Annotated in this window: 11 protein-coding genes; 7 read left to right on the forward strand and 4 right to left on the reverse strand. The window is 42.6% G+C overall.

What is annotated here, in order from left to right:
- Nucleotides 1-181: 181 nt before the first annotated feature.
- Together ACED25_RS03905 and ACED25_RS03910 are read left to right on the forward strand one after the other, a co-directional pair.
- A complete protein-coding gene (locus tag ACED25_RS03905; RefSeq protein ID WP_041472839.1) occupies nucleotides 182-3,328 on the forward strand; it encodes an Ig-like domain-containing protein in 3,147 nt (1,048 codons plus the stop codon).
- A 198-nt stretch (nucleotides 3,329-3,526) separates the two neighbouring features.
- Nucleotides 3,527-6,685: an Ig-like domain-containing protein gene (locus ACED25_RS03910; protein ID WP_371694674.1), complete on the forward strand. Its 3,159-nt coding sequence runs from the start codon at nucleotides 3,527-3,529 to the stop codon at nucleotides 6,683-6,685.
- Between the two features lie 215 nt (nucleotides 6,686-6,900).
- On the opposite strand, the gene ACED25_RS03915 is transcribed toward ACED25_RS03910, so the two are convergent.
- Both ACED25_RS03915 and ACED25_RS03920 read right to left on the reverse strand, forming a co-directional pair.
- Entirely contained in the window at nucleotides 6,901-8,403 is a 1,503-nt protein-coding gene (locus ACED25_RS03915; protein WP_371694675.1) for an HD-GYP domain-containing protein, read from the reverse strand.
- A 322-nt stretch (nucleotides 8,404-8,725) separates the two neighbouring features.
- Nucleotides 8,726-9,025 (reverse strand): hypothetical protein, encoded by a 300-nt coding sequence (locus ACED25_RS03920; RefSeq protein WP_009847048.1) that lies wholly within the window; start codon nucleotides 9,023-9,025, stop codon nucleotides 8,726-8,728.
- Between the two features lie 220 nt (nucleotides 9,026-9,245).
- Here ACED25_RS03920 and ACED25_RS03925 point away from each other — a divergent pair, with 220 nt between their 5' ends.
- From ACED25_RS03925 to ACED25_RS03940, 4 genes are all read left to right on the forward strand, one after another.
- The gene (locus tag ACED25_RS03925) at nucleotides 9,246-10,649 is read left to right on the forward strand and encodes a PLP-dependent aminotransferase family protein (RefSeq protein ID WP_371694676.1); all 1,404 of its coding nucleotides are present in this window, start codon (nucleotides 9,246-9,248) and stop codon (nucleotides 10,647-10,649) included.
- A gap of 127 nt (nucleotides 10,650-10,776) precedes the next feature.
- Nucleotides 10,777-10,983 carry a hypothetical protein gene (locus tag ACED25_RS03930; protein ID WP_004734707.1) on the forward strand — a complete coding sequence of 69 codons (207 nt, stop codon included), beginning with the start codon at nucleotides 10,777-10,779 and terminating at the stop codon, nucleotides 10,981-10,983.
- A 420-nt stretch (nucleotides 10,984-11,403) separates the two neighbouring features.
- On the forward strand, nucleotides 11,404-12,081 hold the full coding sequence (locus ACED25_RS03935; RefSeq protein ID WP_371694741.1) for a hypothetical protein: 678 nt from the start codon (nucleotides 11,404-11,406) through the stop codon (nucleotides 12,079-12,081).
- Between the two features lies 1 nt (nucleotide 12,082).
- Nucleotides 12,083-13,243: a serine protease gene (locus ACED25_RS03940; protein WP_371694677.1), complete on the forward strand. Its 1,161-nt coding sequence runs from the start codon at nucleotides 12,083-12,085 to the stop codon at nucleotides 13,241-13,243.
- A 93-nt stretch (nucleotides 13,244-13,336) separates the two neighbouring features.
- Here the strand turns inward: ACED25_RS03940 and ACED25_RS03945 are convergent, their stop codons facing one another.
- Together ACED25_RS03945 and asnS are read right to left on the reverse strand one after the other, a co-directional pair.
- Nucleotides 13,337-14,716, reverse strand: a complete 1,380-nt coding sequence (locus ACED25_RS03945; protein ID WP_371694678.1) for a hypothetical protein — start codon at nucleotides 14,714-14,716, stop codon at nucleotides 13,337-13,339.
- 328 nt (nucleotides 14,717-15,044) lie between these two features.
- Complete coding sequence (gene asnS / locus ACED25_RS03950) at nucleotides 15,045-16,445, reverse strand: asparagine--tRNA ligase (protein WP_004734710.1); 1,401 nt, start codon at nucleotides 16,443-16,445, stop codon at nucleotides 15,045-15,047.
- 720 nt (nucleotides 16,446-17,165) lie between these two features.
- Here asnS and ACED25_RS03955 point away from each other — a divergent pair.
- Nucleotides 17,166-18,656 carry a SulP family inorganic anion transporter gene (locus tag ACED25_RS03955; RefSeq protein WP_371694679.1) on the forward strand — a complete coding sequence of 497 codons (1,491 nt, stop codon included), beginning with the start codon at nucleotides 17,166-17,168 and terminating at the stop codon, nucleotides 18,654-18,656.
- The last annotated feature ends 71 nt before the right edge of the window (nucleotides 18,657-18,727 follow it).

The following is an 18,727-nucleotide window of genomic DNA, read 5'->3' on the forward strand; positions in this document are numbered from 1 at the left end:
AAACCTAGAATTTATTAAAACGATTTATAACCAACAGCTTCGAAAATTTGATTTGTGGAATTTTTCGGCATTTCCATTTGAAATGACTGTGCGTCGATGCGGTTTTGTTTAACGTAATTCATTGCTAACAATGTTGTTTTTGTTCATGTTTAGGGCGGTAAACATGAAGGAACTCTTTAGAATGAAGAAAACACTGAGTCTGTTTTTCGTGGCTTTAGCAGTGGTCACTGCTGGGGGCTGTAAAGATAGCAAAAATGAAGGCCATAAACCTATGGTCTATAAGCCAACGAAAGCATCACCGTCAGAGCTTTCTGTTGAAATTATTGTTAATGGAAAAAAGCGTACGTTAGAGCTGAATCGTTACTCTATTCGTGAGCCCGATATGAAAGTATATCTATGGGATCATCGTATTAACGGGAACGCCCCTTCGAGTACTATTAAAACTCCGGACATTCGTGTTTACCGAGGCGTTGATACGAGTGATGAGAATACTCAAGTTATAGCGGCTCTTACCACTAAAAATAAATTATATGTAACTGCTTTTCGTGGTAGCCACCGAGTTTGGTCGATCAAGGATGCAGCGGTAACTGGTGGTAAATCAGCGGGTACTATCCAACCGCTGAAGTCTAGCTTTTCTTCTGTGTCTCGACAAAACAGTATATTAGATGCGGTTCAGAAGTCGATTAAGCCAATAGACAAAAATCCGGATAACCCAGTTTCGGGTCTAGACAATATCTTACCAACAAATATGTCAGACATTAAACTGAGTAAGATAAATGCATTTGTTCAAATTAGTTACCAGACTTTTAAAGAGCAAGCTGACGGTAACTTTGATGATGCTATGGTTTTAGCTGATTACTACATAAACTTAGTGGACTATGTGTATAGTCGTGATGCGTTAATTCGATTCTCTATGCAAGATGTTCTTATTGAAACATGGGGGCATTTAAGGAGTCACTACAATAACTGTATAAAGAGTAGCAGTCACGATAGATGTAAAGACTGGGGTTACCAAAATGAGAATACCTCAATTAAAAACGCAACACGACGTTGGGTGGATGCCCAAAGAAAAACGCGCCATTGGGATGTTCGACATCGCATGATTGATTTGGTAGGCAGTGGGGTTGTTGGTGTGAACTGGGGATCTTATGTTCGCTCGATGGGTCAATTGATTCAAGCGGATGGTGTTGTTTTACACGAAACCTCACACTATTTAGGTACGGGGCACCATACTGGTGGCGAGGAAGAAACCTCACAAGGTGGTGAAGCGCACGTGGGAGATATTGGTTTTGTCGGTTACAAAAACCGTGTAGCCAGACGAGCGATTGTTGGCCCTGCTGATTACCCGTTACCCCCATCGGCTAAAATTGATCACTTTGGTGTGTTGCGTGATACAGCGAAAACATTAGATGTGTTGAAAAATGACTTTGATGCAAATGGTGATTCGATATCGATAAATAAAGTGGACTCGCTTACCGTTCAAGGCGGTCAAGTTAAGATCGTCGGAGATAAACTGGTCTATACCCCACCGAAAGGGTTTGTGGGAGAAGATTCGTTCTTTTATCAAATCACTGACTCAACTAAGCATCATGGAAAACAATTGTATGATCGTGAAGAGGTTCATTTAAGAGTAACAAGCCCTGGTTTGTACGCTAGATTCGGATTTGAAAGCGCGATTGAAGATTTTTGGATTCCTAACGAACAGACCGGACTAGCAAGTCAGCTTCATGTTAGTCGTGATTGGCGTTCAGGGAAGGATGTTTGGGTTGATTACTCACAATCAGTGACTAACGATTCCTATGGAAAGACATTAACGCTGGGCGCTCATGAAGCGGTAAGGTCAATCAAAAGCAAATACGATGTACCTGAGTCGTTTAAATATAATACTCATTACGGTCATGCATTTGATCTCGGTGATGATAGCTTCACGGTTTCATTGAAAGTGAAAGTTGGAACTAGACTTCCTCATGACATTAATTTGGTTAACCGTGGAATGGAGAGAGAAGGCTACCACTTACGACTACTGAAAGATGGAAAACTAAAGTGGTACATGAAGTCTCGTCAATACGCTATGCATAAAGGCGGTACTGATTACCGCATTGTAACAATGACGACGGAGTCACCTTTACCTGCTGATAGCGCATGGCATGCAATTGCTGTGCGAGTTGACCGAACAACGAATCAAGCAAGCTTATGGGTTGATGGGGTTAAACAGTCGCTTGTCGATGAAGCGCAAAATGAGGTTAATCTTCCTAAAGGTTATGCTGGTTTATGGGGCGGAGGTAGCCGAAGAGCGTCAAGTATCAGTCAAGGTTTGACTATCGGGCAAGCATGGTGGGATACGGACGAAGTACACAAGCAGGAGTTACAAAAAAGCCAGAGCCGCTATTTGCGTATCGATAACGTAGAGTTGAGGTCATTTGCACTTACAGATGATCAGATATCAAAATTGACCAACAACAATTATGTGTATCCTTATGCACCGCGTCCATATAATGGTGAAGGCATTGCTTTCTCAGGAAGCAAAACACTGAGCTGGAAATTGTCTAAGTCATCGGCTTACAAGTTAATGATTAGCCGTGATGGAAAGTCTTGGTCTACTGAAAAAATTGGTAATGGTAGTTCGGGTTCACATACTGTCGCGCTCAATGCCTCCGATGAGGCGCTTTATTGGCGTGTCGACGTGAACGGTTCTGTCGGCGAAGTGTGGTCGGTTCGAAATAATCTAGTTAATGGTCGTCAAGAAGTCGCATTCAGTCACTCTGAAATTAGTAACGGTGCCGCAATACCTGATTGTGAAGTCAAATCAGGTGTAACCTGCTTATTTGGTTGGCCAGCAACGCAAAATGGTTATAACGACTTATATGGTAATACTTGGACAATTGACAACGGCGGGACTACTAACTGGGAAGGCCATATATATCTTGGTGGTAAACAAAAAACGTTGAGCTTACAAGTTGATACTCCAACCGGTGAGTGGTCTGGTGTTCGTTTTCGAGCAGCTGCGGCGGGCAAAGGTTGGACCGGTGCGGACGATTACCCTTCAGGTACACTGAAGCTGTATGCAAATGGGAAGGAAGTATGGAAAGCTTATAATATCGGTGATGAGGTTTGGACTAAAGCAGGTACAGAGTGGGCGTCACTCCCCTCTATCGGTACCTATGCAGTAAGTGTACCTCGTAAAGTGAAATCTGATATGTATGGCGTTCACTTTATTGATCTCCCTGCAAATGTCACACAGCTCAAATGGGAATATGAAAGCTCACGCTTAGATAGCAAAGGAATGACCCCCGGAGCCGTTATAGGAGGCGTACAACTAATAAGGTAGTACTTTTCTTTTAAACTTTAATAGCCCAGCGTATTTGTACGCTGGGCTTTTTTATTTACGTAGTTAAATCACGCTCCCTTTTGAAAGACAGTCCTTTGATAGGCTGTACGTTGGCGTTGTTTTGTTCAACGTAATTCATTGCTATTACTATGGTTTTTATTCATCTTTAGACTGGTCGATATAAGGGAACCACATAGAATGAATAAAATACTGAGTCTATGTTTTGTGGTACTAGCGGTAGTCATGGCTGGTGGGTGCAAAGATAGCAAAAACGAAGGCCATAAACCTATGGTCTACAACCCTACGAAAGCATCACCCCCAGATCTTTCAGTGGCAATTACGGTTAATGGTAAAAAGCGTACGTTAGAGCTCCATCGTTACTCGATCAGAGAGCCCGATATGAAAGTATATCTTTGGGATCACCGTATTAATGGGAATGCACCATCCAGTACTATTAATACGCCAGCGATTCGTGTTTATCGTGGTGTTGATACCAGTGATGAGAATACGCAAGTTATTGCCGCACTGACCAGTAAAAATAAACTCTATGTGACAGCGTTCCGTGGTAGTCAAAGAGTATGGACAATTGAAAAAGCGGACATCATAAGCGGTCTTTCCGCTAAGAAGCTAACAGCAACAGCTCAAAACTTAGCTTCGGTTACGCCGCAGTCTGCAATTTTAGACAACATGCAAAAAGCAATTAAAACCGTAGATGAGCACCCGAGTGCACCAACATCGGGTTTAGATAACTTAATTGCTAAAGACAAAACGCAAGTTCAGCTGCACAAAGTAAAAGTGGCAGTTCATGTCTCTTACCAAGCGTTTGTTCAAGAAGCGGATAGCAACTTGGATGATGCGATGGTGCTCGTCGACTACTACATTAACTTGGTTGATTATGTTTTGAGTCGAGATGCTTTGTTACGTTTCTCTGTCAATGATGTGTTGATAGAAACTTGGGGCTATCTGGACGACCATTACCAAACTTGTAAAAAAAGCGCTTCTCATGACGCTTGTAAGACTTGGGGGTACCAACACGAGAATGAACCCATTAGAGTCGCTGCTATAAAATGGTGGGATGAACAAAGAAAAACGCGAGGTTGGGACCTTAAACATAGAATGTTGTGGCTGAAAGGTAACTGGATTCTAGGTGTAAACTTCGGAAGTATTGTTCGCTCTCCAGGTGACATCATTGGTGCTGATGGCGTTGTATTGCATGAAACCGCGCACTACTTAGGCACAGGGCATAGTACTTCTGCTGAAGGCCACGGAATTCAAGGTGGTGAAGCGCACGTTGACGATATCAATTTCAATATTTATAAAAATAACCGTCTAAGAAGAAATCTTGTTGGACCTGCGGATTACCCTCTGCCTCCTTCGGCTAAAATTGACCACTTTAGTGTAAAACGTGATAGCACGACGGCATTAGATGTCATGAAAAATGACGTAGATGCTAATGGCGATAAGATTTCTATCCACAACGTTGATAAATACTCGGCACAAGGTGCTGAGCTCAGTATCACAAATGGGAAAGTCACCTATAAAGCACCAAAAGGCTTTATTGGTGAGGATGAGTTCCACTACATCATTACTGATGGCAAGAAACTGTTCGATTGTGACGTTGTTCATGTCAAGGTTACGACTCCAGATCTATATGCTCGTTTCGATTTTGAAGACGCACCTGTTGATGACTTATGGATGGTGAACGCTCAAACAGGATTGGCAGGACAAGTTGCTGTTGTAAAAGAGTCGAGTAAGCAGGAAGTTTCTGAAGTTTGGGTTAACCAAGGTTACGCGAATTCGAAAACACTAAAACTAGGTGCTTACGAGTCAGTAAAATCTAACTTACTAGAGAACGATGTTCAGGAATCTTATAAGTATAAGTTCCACTACGGACATGATTTCGATTTCGGTGAAGACGATTTTACTTTGTCACTCAAAGTGAAACCTAAAGTCAAGCTAGAACATCCAATTGATCTCGTTAGTAAGGGCATTTGGGTTGATGGGTTCCAACTTAAGTTAACGAACGAAGGAACACTAGAGTGGTTCATGATTTCGCGTCAACTTGCTGCTTATGCGGGTGGAAGTGACCTTAGAAAGGTGTCTGTTACAACCAAAGAGGCACTTAACCTCAGTCAATGGAATACTGTCGCAGTGCGTGTTGATCGTACCACTCAAAAAGTTTCTATTTGGGTTAATGGAAAGCAAGCTACGCTAGTTAACAACTACAGTCGCAGTAAAGAAGAAAGCGATGATATGGAGTTGGCTGATGGTTATGCGGGTGTTTGGGGGGCGGGTAGCCGTTTGTCTGCGGGCACAAGCCAAGGGTTGATCATTTCTAAGCCTTGGATGGATGCAGGCAAAGATGCTACAGCTAATATAAAGTCTGAGCAAAAAGCAGGTAATATCTTGGTTGATAATATCGAGATGCGCTCATTTGCTTTGTCTGATGGTGACATGGTGGCGCTTGCTAATGATAGCTTAAAGTATGCGTATACACCGCGACCATATAATGGACAATCGTTCCCATTCAAGGGTAACCATAAGCTCACTTGGAAAGTATCTAAATCAAGTGCTTACAAAGTGTATACCAGTACAGATAATAGCACTTGGTTAGAAGTTCAATCAGGTGCTAGTTCTGCTGCTTCAGGTTCGCACACTGTCAATCTAGACCCAGCAAGCGATGTTTTATATTGGCGCATTGATTTTGATGGTAAAACCGGAAAAGTATGGTCTGTTCGTAACTCACTCAAAACGGGTATTCAGAACTTATCTTTCAGTTATGCTGAAGCAAACTCTGGTGCTAATTACCCTCAATGTACAGTCACTAAGAATGGGGATTGTCTGTTTGGTTGGGATGATGGCAATACAACTGACCAATTTAATCATAGTTGGACACAAAACCCTGCCGATATCACTAACTGGGAAGGTCACCTCTACCTTGGTGGTGAAGATAAAAAGCCTGAAGTGTCAGTTACAGCTGAAAGCGGACAAAGCTGGAAGGCCATTCGTTTTAGAGCCGCTGTTATTGGAAAAGGCTGGACTGGTGCTCAAGACGTACCAAAAGGTACGCTTAAATTATTCGCGAATGGCACTGAAGTATGGAAGGCATATAGCGTTGGTGACAATATTATTGATGGCGCGTTAGCAAAATCAGGGAATCAGTGGTCTAGCTTACCTTCTATCGGTTCTTCTTCAGTCAGTGTACCTAGAGGCACTAAGGTAGGCCGCTACGGTATTCACCAAGTTGATTTACCAGACGATACCACGACCCTAAAATGGGTATATGAAGTAGAAAATCTGGATAGTAAAGGGAAGAACCCAGGTGTAGCTCTTGGTGGTGTGCAACTACTAAGATAGTGTTTCTTCTAAACCAAAAAAACCAGCATATATATGCTGGTTTTTTATAGAATCTTACTCAGTCACTCTTCCTGTTTCGCTTAACTTAACACTCGAATGAAGCTGACTCAAAAAATCACTCTGCGATCTAACCTATATAACTATTGTCGGCTGTGTAGCACCCAATAACTTACTGTTACCGGTATAGCCTGTATAGTTAGTGGTTTTCGAAAAGACTAAGCAGGTTGAGCAACAAAGCTTTCTCGTTCAAGTTCACTTTGCATGTTTTTTCCATCCTTGTAGGTCGCGGCAATTGAAACGAACTCTTGTTCGACGGCCAGAAAAGCTTGGACAACTTGCGGATCAAAATGGGTCCCATTACCTTCCAAGATAATCTGTTTCGCTTGCTCATGAGTAAAGGCTGGCTTGTAGACTCGCTTCGATATTAATGCGTCATAAACATCGGCCAATGCCATTAAGCGGCCGGACAGAGGGATATCTTCCCCAGACAGCTGGTTGGGATAACCGCTGCCGTTCCATTTCTCGTGGTGAGTGAGAGAAATCTCTTTCGCGACTCTTAAGAAAGAACTGCTTCCCAATTGCTTTTCTGCAATAGATAACGCTTCGGCGCCAATAGCAGGGTGACCTTTCATTATCTCAAACTCTTCATCCGTCAGTTTGCCCGGTTTTAGCAGCACACTGTCAGGTACTCCAACCTTACCTACATCATGCAGTGGGGCAGATTTATAAAGCAGCTCGATATAGTTGGGTGTTAATAAGATCGCGTGAGCTTCAGATTTGCTGAGCTCCAGTGCGAGTACCTTTACGTATTCTTGAGTTCGTAAAATATGGGCGCCAGTTTCATTGTCTCGAGATTCAGCAAGCGCAGATAAGCTCACAATCGCAACGTCACGTGTGGTTTTGACTTCGTGTTGCGCGTTTTCGAGGCTATCAAGCATGGTATTGGTCATAGATGCTATTGACCCAAGCTCGTTGTAGCTGAATATAGGTAAGCGAACGCCTTGCTCACCATTAGTTACTTTACTTAATGCGTGCTCTTGGCTTAGAAGAATACGTTTAATCAGCTGGCTCCATAGAGTCATGATGGTTATCGCGTATCCACCTAGTACAACCGCCAAATAAATGAACTCTTTGATCACGCTGATCTTGCCCGTACCATCTAGCAAACGACCGGGGTTGTGTTCTAGCCAGAAGATGTCTTTGACGGCCACCATAGTCAGCATGGTGGTCAGTGTTACCAGAAGCACGATGACCAAACCAATCATTTGTTTAACCAGTGAACTTCTTTCACCCATCAGGTGGAAGTCAAATTGCCCAGTCATCTCCATTTCATCTATTTGGCTAAGCTTCGCTTTCAGTTGAAGAATGGTACCGGTAAAGAAACCGAATAGACTCATGCCAAACAGCACTTTCAAGTTACTGTCTATCGTGAAGTCGTAGCTTAGGTTGTAGTAGAGCGCGAAAGGAATACTCGCGGCAAAGAACAACATAGTATCGAGTTGTGCAAATCGACCTTGTTTGACTAAGGTGTGTTGCGATAGCAAATAATGACGCGCTAGCCACAATAAGATAAAGACACTACTGACTTGGGTGAAAATTTCTAACGTCGTTAAGCTTTCGAGCATCGGGCATACCCGACTGCCGTAGGTGCCAAATAGCACGCCAGCGATGACGTATAATTGAGTCGTTAGCGATTGATTGTAATTTGAAGTATCCATCGATAAGCCTTTGTTCATTTTTATCTTAAGGTCTCGCAACTATTCCTAAGTTTACGAATACGTATTTTGTGTATTAATTCACGAGGTTGGTAGGTATGTATGGCTAGTATAGCGAGTGTGAATAAGGTCGGGGATTCTATCGATAGCTTTTGTTGAATGATACAAAAAATTGGTTTGTGTTAGATAATTGTTAGCTATATGGGTGTTATTACGGCAGTTTTTATGAAGACACTTGAATAGTCCCGGTTGAAATACGAGACTATTCAGTCGATATATTTGAGTAAAGTCGAGAGTGATTGACGACTACTTACCTCTAATCAAATTACTTTTTCAGATTGATTTCAGATTCAATTGAGTTGGTTTCAATGTCTGGGTGAGATGCTAGTTTGTCTGATGCCCATTGGTTTAGGTGTTTCAGAATAGCAGACACCGCGTGTTTCTCAGTTGGTGCTTGGTCTTGATCGACGTCGATCTCCTGTTTTGGATGTGAGCCTGTTGCATCTTCAGCGATATGGAGCCAGTCTGGGTGCCAGTAATATGGCTGGCCACTCGGTGTTGTCCAACTATGAACACCGTTTGACTCTCCTTTATAACTTAACTGGTCTGCTTCTATTTTTTTCATTTTTATCTCGCATGTTTTTTGGATTACATCAAATTATAGAGGCGTAGAACGAACTTGGCTCTCGCCTTGGTTACAAACTTAGCAAAGCATACAAAGTTATCTGTGAACCAATTCACACTATTATAGAAATTAGGCTCAATCATATGGATAGCAGCAATAGTTGTTAACGTTAGTGATAAAATCTCAGGCTTATTAGAATTTCTCTAGGTAGTACAATTAGATGGCGCGTTATGAAGAGCTTGCAAAGGATATTCGAACTCAGATAGCGAACAACACGTGGCGTTCAGGAGAAAAGATCCCTTCCGTCCGCATGAGTTGTCGCAATTACAGCGTCAGCAATAGTACTGTCTTACAAGCCTACCAATTGTTAGAAAGCGAAGGGTGGATCATCGCTAAGCCTCAGTCGGGCTACTTTGTTGCACCACGTGTGGACGGCGTTGATTATGAACTGCCGTTAGTACACAAAAAGAAAGCCATTAATGATCGCTTATTCGACTTTTTGAAATCGAGTTCGGCAGAGGGGGTTATTCCTTTTGGATCAGCATTCCCAGATCCTGGCCTTTTTCCTTTGCCTACCTTGACTCGAAACCTCGCCAGTGCGGGAAGGAAGATGACAGGTGCTAGTGTGATCAATAATCTGCCACCGGGCAGTGAGTCCCTAAGAAGACAAATCGCTCAACGTTACCTGCAGCAAGGTATTACCGTTAACCATCAAGATATCGTGATTACTTCTGGTGCGATGGAAGCGCTTAACTTGAGCCTTCAAACTGTAACCAAGCCCGGTGACTACGTTGTGATTGAATCTCCCGCTTTCTATGGTGCTCTGCAAGCTGTCGAGAGGTTAGGACTCAACCCTATCGAAGTGGATGTTTGTCCAATCAATGGATTGAATATTGAGCAGTTTGAAAGCGCACTACAAAACCAGGATGTGAAAGCGTGTTGGCTGATGACGACGTTTCAAAACCCGACAGGGACAAGTTTGTCTGAAGATGCGAAGCGCCGAGTGGTTGAGGTTGCTGAACAATACAAGACTTATATTATCGAAGATGATGTTTACGGCGACCTATATTTCGAAGGGCATAAACCTAAACCGCTAAAAGCATTTGATAAAACAGACTCAGTGTTGCTATGCGGCTCTTACTCTAAGAGTTTATGTCCTGGCTATCGTGTTGGTTGGGTGGTGAGTTCGCGTTTTAATGATGCGATTCAAAAACTTCAGCTTCTTTCTACGCTGTCGAGTAGTGCTCCTGTGCAGCTTGGCGTCGCGCACTTCTTGACACACGAAAGCTACGATAATCACCTTCGTAAATTGCGTAAAAATCTTCTAATGAGAAAAAAGCGATTTATAGAGGTCATTAAGCAATATTTCCCACATTCCATCGAGATAGAAGACCCTGCTGGTGGTTACTTCGTGTGGGTACGGTTCTCTCCTCACTTCGATAGCCAACAATTCCATCAACTCGCAATTGCTCAGGGGATCAGCGTCGCTTCAGGCGATCTGTTTAGTGAGCAGGGCAGAGTAGATAACGCGATTAGATTGAACTTCTCTTATGAACTCACAGCAGAGAAAGAGCAAGCGCTGCTCTTACTTGGTAAACTTGCGCATCAACTTACGCACTCGTAAAACCGTAAGTCACTCATAAAAAAGACAATGATTCCAACTGTACGGACTGATTCCGATGCAACTGTACGCCTTCTTGACCAACGAGTTGTGATTCAATATCGATAGACCAAATATTGGAGATACCGTTATGTTGAAAATGACTATGGGTAACGAAGTTAAGTTGATTATCGTTGCTATTGTGTGTGCACTTCTGTTAATCCTCGGCCACGTACTACTGGCAAAAGCATTCGCTGATATGGCATGGGCAGAATACACGACTGCCGCCATCCCATTCGTTATGATGGCAATCTGCGGTCTCGCGATAAAATACGCTATCGACCAAGATGTCGACTAAGTTTTTGAGTACACAAAAATGATCTTTCAGAGCCCCTCCATGATTTGGTGGGGCTTTTTCGTTGTATACATGAAACGAACTTGCATAGGTATCGCTGTTATCGTCGTGAAATAAAAATTCTTAATGACATACAATTACTATCCATACCTATTGTAAGCATATGTAAGGAGCGTCGAGTCACTACTTGGAAAGTAAATCACCTTTAGTCAAAAGCTTGGCAAACGCCCTTTATCATCATTAACTATTGGTATGGTTGGGTTTATAGTTATTCGTGCCAACTATTAGTCGGTGAGGTTTGAATCGTGATGAACAAAGCCCTTACAGCACCTTACATTTTCAACTTATCTTTAGCCTACAATTACTTGGAACTAATACTGAGGCGAAAATATGAGATTAAAATGTGCAAAATTGAACCTCTGCATGTTGGCATTGCTAACAACTAATGCAGCGGCCAGTGAGATTGACGTCGATTTAAATAAATTAAGTAATGTTTCAGAAATTGGTACAGATACTTTGTCGATCGCTAGTGAGTTCATCGGTTATGAACTTAATGATGGCAAGTATCGTTACGCAAGAGACGTTGACTTGAACGGTTTAGATTGGGTTTTCTTGTATGGAGAGCATCAAAGAAAAGATAAACCCAATAGTGCTTTAATTGGTGACGTAAACGTTATTGGTGAATTACGACAAGTTTCTAATTCAGAGACCAAAAACGCAATTGGTAACCGTTATTACTGGCAGGGTGGTGATTCTACAGATTACAACCAAGAGCTAGCTTTCTCTGGTTTACTTGTCGGCACTAGTGGTTTCTCTTTTGACGTTCAGCCAGGTAAAGGCGGGCGATTTTCTGTAGAGCTTTATACACACAATTGGCTCTCTTCTGCTGATGTAACCGCATGTGTTAAAAAGCAATGTATCACTATTAAAAATGATATCTCCTTTCACATGACCAGTGTCAAAAATACGATAGTTTTCGAATCCCAATCTCCTGATGATATCGTCGAAATCACTTATACACGTCAACATAGACAGTTCGACTTTGAAGCTAGACAGGGTTACCACGCTATTGAAGCTATCCAATTGAGAGAGGCTCAGTAACATGAAAAAAATTATTTTGGCATCAGCGATCGTTGCTACTTTTTCAGCGCAGGCGGGCATAGGCAAGATGGATCGCTCGGTTACTCAACACAAAGCGTTTGCCTTACAAACTCAATTTGATTTTGCTTGCCACATGAATGCAGGGTCGGCCACTTTAATCGACCCGTATTGGGTTATCACAGCAAATCATGTGTCAGGTTCAAAAAGTGAAGGATATGAAAATGCGGTAACTTGTTCTTCTTATGAAAAAGATAAGAATGGTAAGTACAATGTTGTTCATACGTCACGTGCGACTACTGACCCTGATGGTGAGTGGGGGGAGTATGAATTTACCGATGGTATTTACGACTTCGCTTTGGTGCGCTTAGATACGCCTATCACCGGTATCAAGCCGGCGAAGTTGCCCGAGAAAGGGATGTTTGATCATTCAGAAGTCTATGAAGTAAATAGCGTTGGCTTTGGCAACTATAACGGACGTAATGGTGGCAAAAAGTTTGTTAAGTACAACGACACAGACAAAAAATGGTTAGCTGAGTACAAATATGACCCAGTGATCATGCCTCAAAGTAACTTGCAGTGGTTAATTATCCATGGGGATTCAGGCTCTGGTATCACGATTGAGAGAGATGGTGAGTTTTATATTATTGGGGAGATAGGGCTTCAATATTATGGTGAGCTTGGTTGGCAAGATACCTTCGATGATGTTTTGGGAAGATTGGATTCCTTACAAAGTGACATGCAAGAGCATGGTTTTAGCTATACGAAACCTGTAAATCTTGCTGATGTAAAATGGACACCGACGACCCAGAATGACATTGAAGATCTTCACGCGTTTTACAGCTACTGGAAAGCGGATAGTATGGATTTCAATGGCACTTACTGGACGGCGGATGGTGGTATTTATAACACCGCTTATGCGATAGAAGGGGATAAGTACACTTTTGAAACAGTGATACCTGTAAATTCTAAAGCGCCTGCATTTGATGTGTTTGTTAATGGTCGTCAGGTCGCTCATAACATTAAAGCGGACAAAGAAAGTCTGTTTTTGAAAGTGAATGCATTTGAACAGAAAGGCGATCAGTTAGTCATTGAATTTAAGCCTCTTCAAAGTACAGGTGAAAAAATTATGCTCGATCACTTTTTGGTACGCAAGGCTGACTAATTTAGTCTGGACAGCTTAAATGAAACTTAAGCGCAATAAATAAAAAGGAAGCCCTACTTATGTTAAGTAGGGCTTTTTTTACACATTGTAAAATTACTTAGTAATTAGCGTACTTTGCTTAGCATTGAATTCAAAGTTCGAAGTCTTGGTTACCGATTTGGTTACGGTCGGAGCTACGCTACCTAGCATATCTCTCTTTGTCGTTCTTTCGTAATTGACAAGTTGAACTTGGTCACCTTTGAGAGTGCTCTCTAAGCAGTTAGCAACAGTGACCAGTTTCCCTGATGCGACTTTGAACTTGATTTTTTTACAGTAGTTAATTGTGTTGACTGATGGGTCTTTAACTAGGGTAAATTGTTCATCTGCAATCTCAACTTGGATCGCGCTTTTGTTCAATTCAACCTGAACAGATGTGTGTGATGTTTCAATGCCATAATTTTCGATCATCAAACCCGTTTCAATTAAGGGCTTAGGAGCGACACGGTACTTATCATCGGACCTATATGCTGTATTTATTGTGTCCGTTTTTGAGTTATAGACAGTCGTCGGCTGAGTTGATGTAGCTTTGAATACATACGATTTGGTAACAGGATCTAGTTTACCATTACCCTTTAAGTAGGTTATTAACTCATCTCGGTTTGATACATTAAATTGCTTGAATAATAGTGAAGAGACATGGTCGAGCACATAGACACTGCTTCTCACGTGGTTTTCAACGGCTACAGCTTTCAGACTATCGCTCACAACGTCCAGCAGGTTGTTGTTCAAAAGGCTGTTTTTAGGAGTGTAATTTGCTCGTAGGTCTTTTGTAACACCCGTCATTACAGACGCCAAACCATACGTAGATAATTCAGCAGGAGTCATATAATGCATTCCTTGAGCCGGAGCAGCTTTCAGTGTAAACCAGTAGAAGCCGCTCGGATCTGGTAATCCCATCTTTTTATAATAATCAATGTAGGGTTTATGCTCACTATGACCAACAGGCAATGAAGCCCCTTGTAAAGACCCTTGTGCCCATGAGTGAACGCCTAATCGAGCACCTGGTTCAATCGTTCTTTTCACACCCGCAGCGAAAAGGTCAGTTCCCCCCGAAGCGACATGTCCAATAGAGCTAATGTACGTGTCTAATTTTTTCGCTCTTACTTTGTACGCTAGTTGAATGTTGGCATCATCATTCATAGAGCCACCCATATCGATGAAGTTCAGCGTTTTTGTATTCGGGTGAGCTTTGATCATATCGTCAAATGCTTTGGGGCTACCACTACATGCAACGCCATTGACACTCGCTATTGTACCCTTAATCTTGAAGGTTAAGGCTGTATCCCCTTGTAAGGGTTGCGAACATTTAGAGATAAATACCACTGGCTTTTGCGTTGGCTTAACTGTTGGTTTTTTCGCGGGAGTCGATGAGCCTCCTCCGCCACATCCAGTTAAAGTGATTAGTAGAGCTGCAGATAAAATGCTTGTTTTCATTGGGGTCCCTAAAAATTTATATTCACAAATTAATTAGTAAGAAGAATAATTTATACAGGACATCAATACTGTATGACTTTGTCAGGTGTTCATTACATAAAATTACAGTGCTTAACTATATGATTTTGATTTGTTGATTTGTTGATTTGTTATCTTCGCGTCTAACCGCTTTTGAATCGAGAATACGCAGGAGAATTTGTGGGTGGGGAAGGGAGGTTGTGGGTAACGGAAATAATCTCGGGGAATAAAAAAACCTCCGTATATACGGAGGTTTTTATCTATTTAATTATCTATCTATACTGACTTCTCTGAAAGAAGAAAGCTGAGATTAGAAGTTAGCAGAGCGTGGTGTACGTGGGAACGGGATAACGTCACGAACGTTGCCCATACCTGTTACGTAAGACACTAGACGCTCAAAGCCAAGACCGAAGCCAGCGTGAGGCACTGTGCCGTATTTACGTAGGTCGCGGTACCAGCTCATGTGCTCAGGGTCGATACCCATACCAATCATGCGCTCGTCTAGAATGTCTAGACGCTCTTCACGTTGTGCACCACCGATGATTTCACCGATGCCTGGTGCAAGTACGTCCATTGCTGCAACTGTCTTGCCGTCGTCGTTTAAGCGCATGTAGAAAGCTTTGATGTCTTTCGGGTAGTTCTTAACGATAACAGGTGCTTTGAAGTGCTCTTCAGCTAGGTAACGCTCATGCTCAGAAGACATGTCGATGCCCCACTCAACGTCGAATTCAAATTTCTTACCAGAATCTAGTAGGATTTGGATTGCGTCAGTGTAGTCAACTTGTGCGAAATCAGCGTCTACGAATTGCTCTAGACGAGTGATTGCTTCTTTGTCGATGCGAGAAGCGAAGAACTCAAGGTCGTCGCGGCGCTCTTCAAGAACAGCAGCGAAAACGTACTTAAGCATGTCTTCAGCCAGTTTCGCTACATCGTCAAGGTCTGCAAATGCAACTTCAGGCTCAACCATCCAGAACTCAGCTAGGTGGCGGCTTGTGTTTGAGTTTTCAGCACGGAACGTAGGACCGAACGTGTAAACCTTGCTTAGTGCACAAGCGTAAGCTTCAGCATTAAGTTGGCCAGATACTGTTAGGAAAGTTTCTTTACCGAAGAAATCTTCATTGAAGTCAACTTTGCCTTCGTCAGTGCGAGGTAGGTTTTCCATGTCTAGCGTAGATACGCGGAACATTTCACCAGCGCCTTCTGCATCAGATGCAGTGATAAGCGGAGCTGAAGTCCAGAAGAAACCTTGCTCGTGGTAGAAACGGTGAATCGCTTGAGATAAACAGTTACGTACACGTGCTACTGCGCCGATCACGTTCGTACGTGGGCGTAGGTGAGCAACTTCACGAAGGTATTCGATAGAGTGACGTGTCTTAGCCATTGGGTAAGTGTCAGCGTCTTCAACCCAGCCTACAACTTTAACGTCAGTTGCTGCTAGTTCGAAGTCTTGACCTTTCGCCGGAGACTCAACAATCTTACCTGTTACTTCAACAGAGCAGCCAGTTGTTAGCTTTAATACTTCGTCTTCGTAATTATTAAGATTATTAGGAACCACGGCCTGAATCGGGTCGAAACAAGAGCCGTCATAAATGGCAAGGAAAGAGATTCCAGCTTTGGAATCACGACGTGAACGGATCCAGCCGCGAACAGTTACTTCACTGTCTACCGCTAGCTTGCCGCCAAGTACGTCTGTTACAGGCGCGTAAGTCATGTTGATTTCATTCTCCATTGAGGGACAAATTCAACTCAAAGTCTCTGGCATTGCTGCAAATAAACATACATTTGCACAATAATTAGCCGAAACATTAAGTTGTATAAACTTTTTAAATCGATTGAACATATTACCTGTCATACCGACAGCTTCAACCTTTATTCTTGCTTGGTGAAAGAAATATTGTGTCTACTGAGCAGAAATACCTTTTAGGGTGTGTTTTTTGTTCGATTTGGCTTTCTGTTTGGTATTTGTTTGAGTGCTAAGGAGGTGCGCTAGCGCTAATGGTTAAGTATTCTTCAATACCTTGTAAATCGATGTGAGCAGAGTGATTGAAATGACATGAACTGAAGTTGATTACAACATAGAGCTGGCTGAAATCGAGTCCGCTAGCGGTTTTTGGCCGGATTAAGAAGCGTTAATATTCGAAACCTTTGTTTGCAATATTGGTCGTGTGATTAAAGTGGCACTCACTCTATATTGTCAGCCATTCTGACCTGTGTAGGACAAACGCGATAAAAAAAAGCACAGGTGTTGATTTCGTTCTACTAAACAACCACCCACTAAAGGAGTTTAATGTTCACGTGTTAATTACGCCGCCTTAACCCCTGCATTCTCTCTACACCCGCACTTTTCGAGCGCTCGCTCATTCAAGAAAAACAGTCGATCAAATTATGTCTGAACAAGGCAGGACTGGCTGTACAAGTAAAAGAGAATTACATGCTTAATTATTTAAAAAAACACTGGTTATCAAACGTTAAAGGAGATTCATTATCTGGGATTGTGGTTGCACTCGCATTGATCCCTGAAGCCATCGCATTTTCAATTATTGCAGGCGTTGACCCTAAAGTAGGGCTCTATGCCTCGTTCTGTATTTGTGTCGTCACTGCTTTGGTTGGCAGTCGTCCGGGAATGATTTCCGGTGCAACAGGCGCTATGGCGCTATTAATGGTCACCTTGGTGAGAGAACACGGGCTAGAGTATCTACTCGCAGCGTCATTTCTTGCTGGCGTCATTCAAATCGCGGCTGGATACCTTAAGCTTGGTAATCTGATGAATTTCGTTTCCAAATCGGTGATTACTGGCTTTGTTAACGCGCTCGCTATTCTTATCTTTATGGCTCAGCTCCCTGAGTTGATCAACGTCCCTTCGAGCGTTTACGTGTTAGTCGCTTTGGGTTTGGCGATCATTTATCTGCTTCCTTATTTTCCCAAGTTTGGTCGTGCGATACCTTCTCCATTGGTCGCTATTGTTGCCCTGACAATCATTAGTTTGTTATTTGGTTTAGATGTCAGAACGATTGGCGATATGGGCAAGCTTCCCGATTCACTGCCGGTATTCTTGATTCCTAATATCCCATTCACGTTCGATACGCTTGCAACCATCCTGCCATATTCTATCGCTCTATCTCTGGTTGGCTTACTGGAATCTTTGATGACAGCGACCATAGTCGATGATCTGACCGATACTGAAAGCAATAAAAACAATGAGTGTAAAGGGCAGGGAGTAGCGAACATCGTTGCCTCACTATTCGGTGGTATGGCGGGGTGTGCGATGATCGGTCAGTCGATCATTAACATCAAATCAGGCGGCTTAACCCGATTATCCAGTATGATCGCTGGGGTTGTTTTGTTGCTAATGGTGGTGTTTGTTTCTGATTGGTTGAAGCTGATACCGATGGCGGCTTTAGTGTCTGTGATGATCATGGTTTCAATCGGCACGTTTTCATGGCGTTCTGTTGTTGAACTTAAAGATCACACGCTCCCTACTAATGTGACGATGCTAGCGACCGTAGCGGTGGTGGTGTTTACGCACAATCTCGCGATAGGTGTTGCAGTTGGCGTGGTGTTGTCAGCTTTGTTTTATGCGCATGCCAGCAAGTCGATGGTCTTTATATCTGATGAAGTGGTGACTAACGAACTGCACACCACCCATCGAGTAAAAGGCCATGTCTTTTTTGCTTCTTCAGATGCGTTTGTCGATCTATTTGACTATGACAAGGCCACGTCTTTAGTGACGATCGATATATCGGATGCATCGTTCCTAGATAACACGTCGGTTGAGGCGCTTGATAAGGTCGTGTTTAAGTTCCGAAAAAAGGGTGCTTATGTAGAGGTCGCAGGAATGGATACCGTGAGTGCGAATCTGATATTCAAGCACGCGATGTACCACAAGCATAAATATTTAACCGCGGTTTCCATTACGCACTAATCGTGGTTTAAGGTGCTCTTAAAATCTTAAAATCTTAAAATCTTAAAATCTTAAAATCTTAAAATCTTAAA

Origin of the sequence: Vibrio sp. 1F263 (assembly GCF_041439035.1) — a bacterium.
Classification (GTDB): Bacteria; Pseudomonadota; Gammaproteobacteria; order Enterobacterales; family Vibrionaceae; genus Vibrio; species Vibrio tasmaniensis_A.

Excerpts from the sequence above, each read along its gene's own strand:
- ACED25_RS03905 (WP_041472839.1), top strand. The coding sequence starts at position 182 with ATGAAGAAAACACTGAGTCTGTTTTTCGTGGCTTTAGCAGTGGTCACT.
- ACED25_RS03910 (WP_371694674.1), top strand. The coding sequence starts at position 3,527 with ATGAATAAAATACTGAGTCTATGTTTTGTGGTACTAGCGGTAGTCATG.
- ACED25_RS03915 (WP_371694675.1), bottom strand. The coding sequence starts at position 8,403 with ATGGATACTTCAAATTACAATCAATCGCTAACGACTCAATTATACGTC.
- ACED25_RS03920 (WP_009847048.1), bottom strand. The coding sequence starts at position 9,025 with ATGAAAAAAATAGAAGCAGACCAGTTAAGTTATAAAGGAGAGTCAAAC.
- ACED25_RS03925 (WP_371694676.1), top strand. The coding sequence starts at position 9,246 with ATGGCGCGTTATGAAGAGCTTGCAAAGGATATTCGAACTCAGATAGCG.
- ACED25_RS03930 (WP_004734707.1), top strand. The coding sequence starts at position 10,777 with ATGTTGAAAATGACTATGGGTAACGAAGTTAAGTTGATTATCGTTGCT.
- ACED25_RS03935 (WP_371694741.1), top strand. The coding sequence starts at position 11,404 with ATGTTGGCATTGCTAACAACTAATGCAGCGGCCAGTGAGATTGACGTC.
- ACED25_RS03940 (WP_371694677.1), top strand. The coding sequence starts at position 12,083 with ATGAAAAAAATTATTTTGGCATCAGCGATCGTTGCTACTTTTTCAGCG.
- ACED25_RS03945 (WP_371694678.1), bottom strand. The coding sequence starts at position 14,716 with ATGAAAACAAGCATTTTATCTGCAGCTCTACTAATCACTTTAACTGGA.
- asnS (WP_004734710.1), bottom strand. The coding sequence starts at position 16,445 with ATGACTTACGCGCCTGTAACAGACGTACTTGGCGGCAAGCTAGCGGTA.
- ACED25_RS03955 (WP_371694679.1), top strand. The coding sequence starts at position 17,166 with ATGCTTAATTATTTAAAAAAACACTGGTTATCAAACGTTAAAGGAGAT.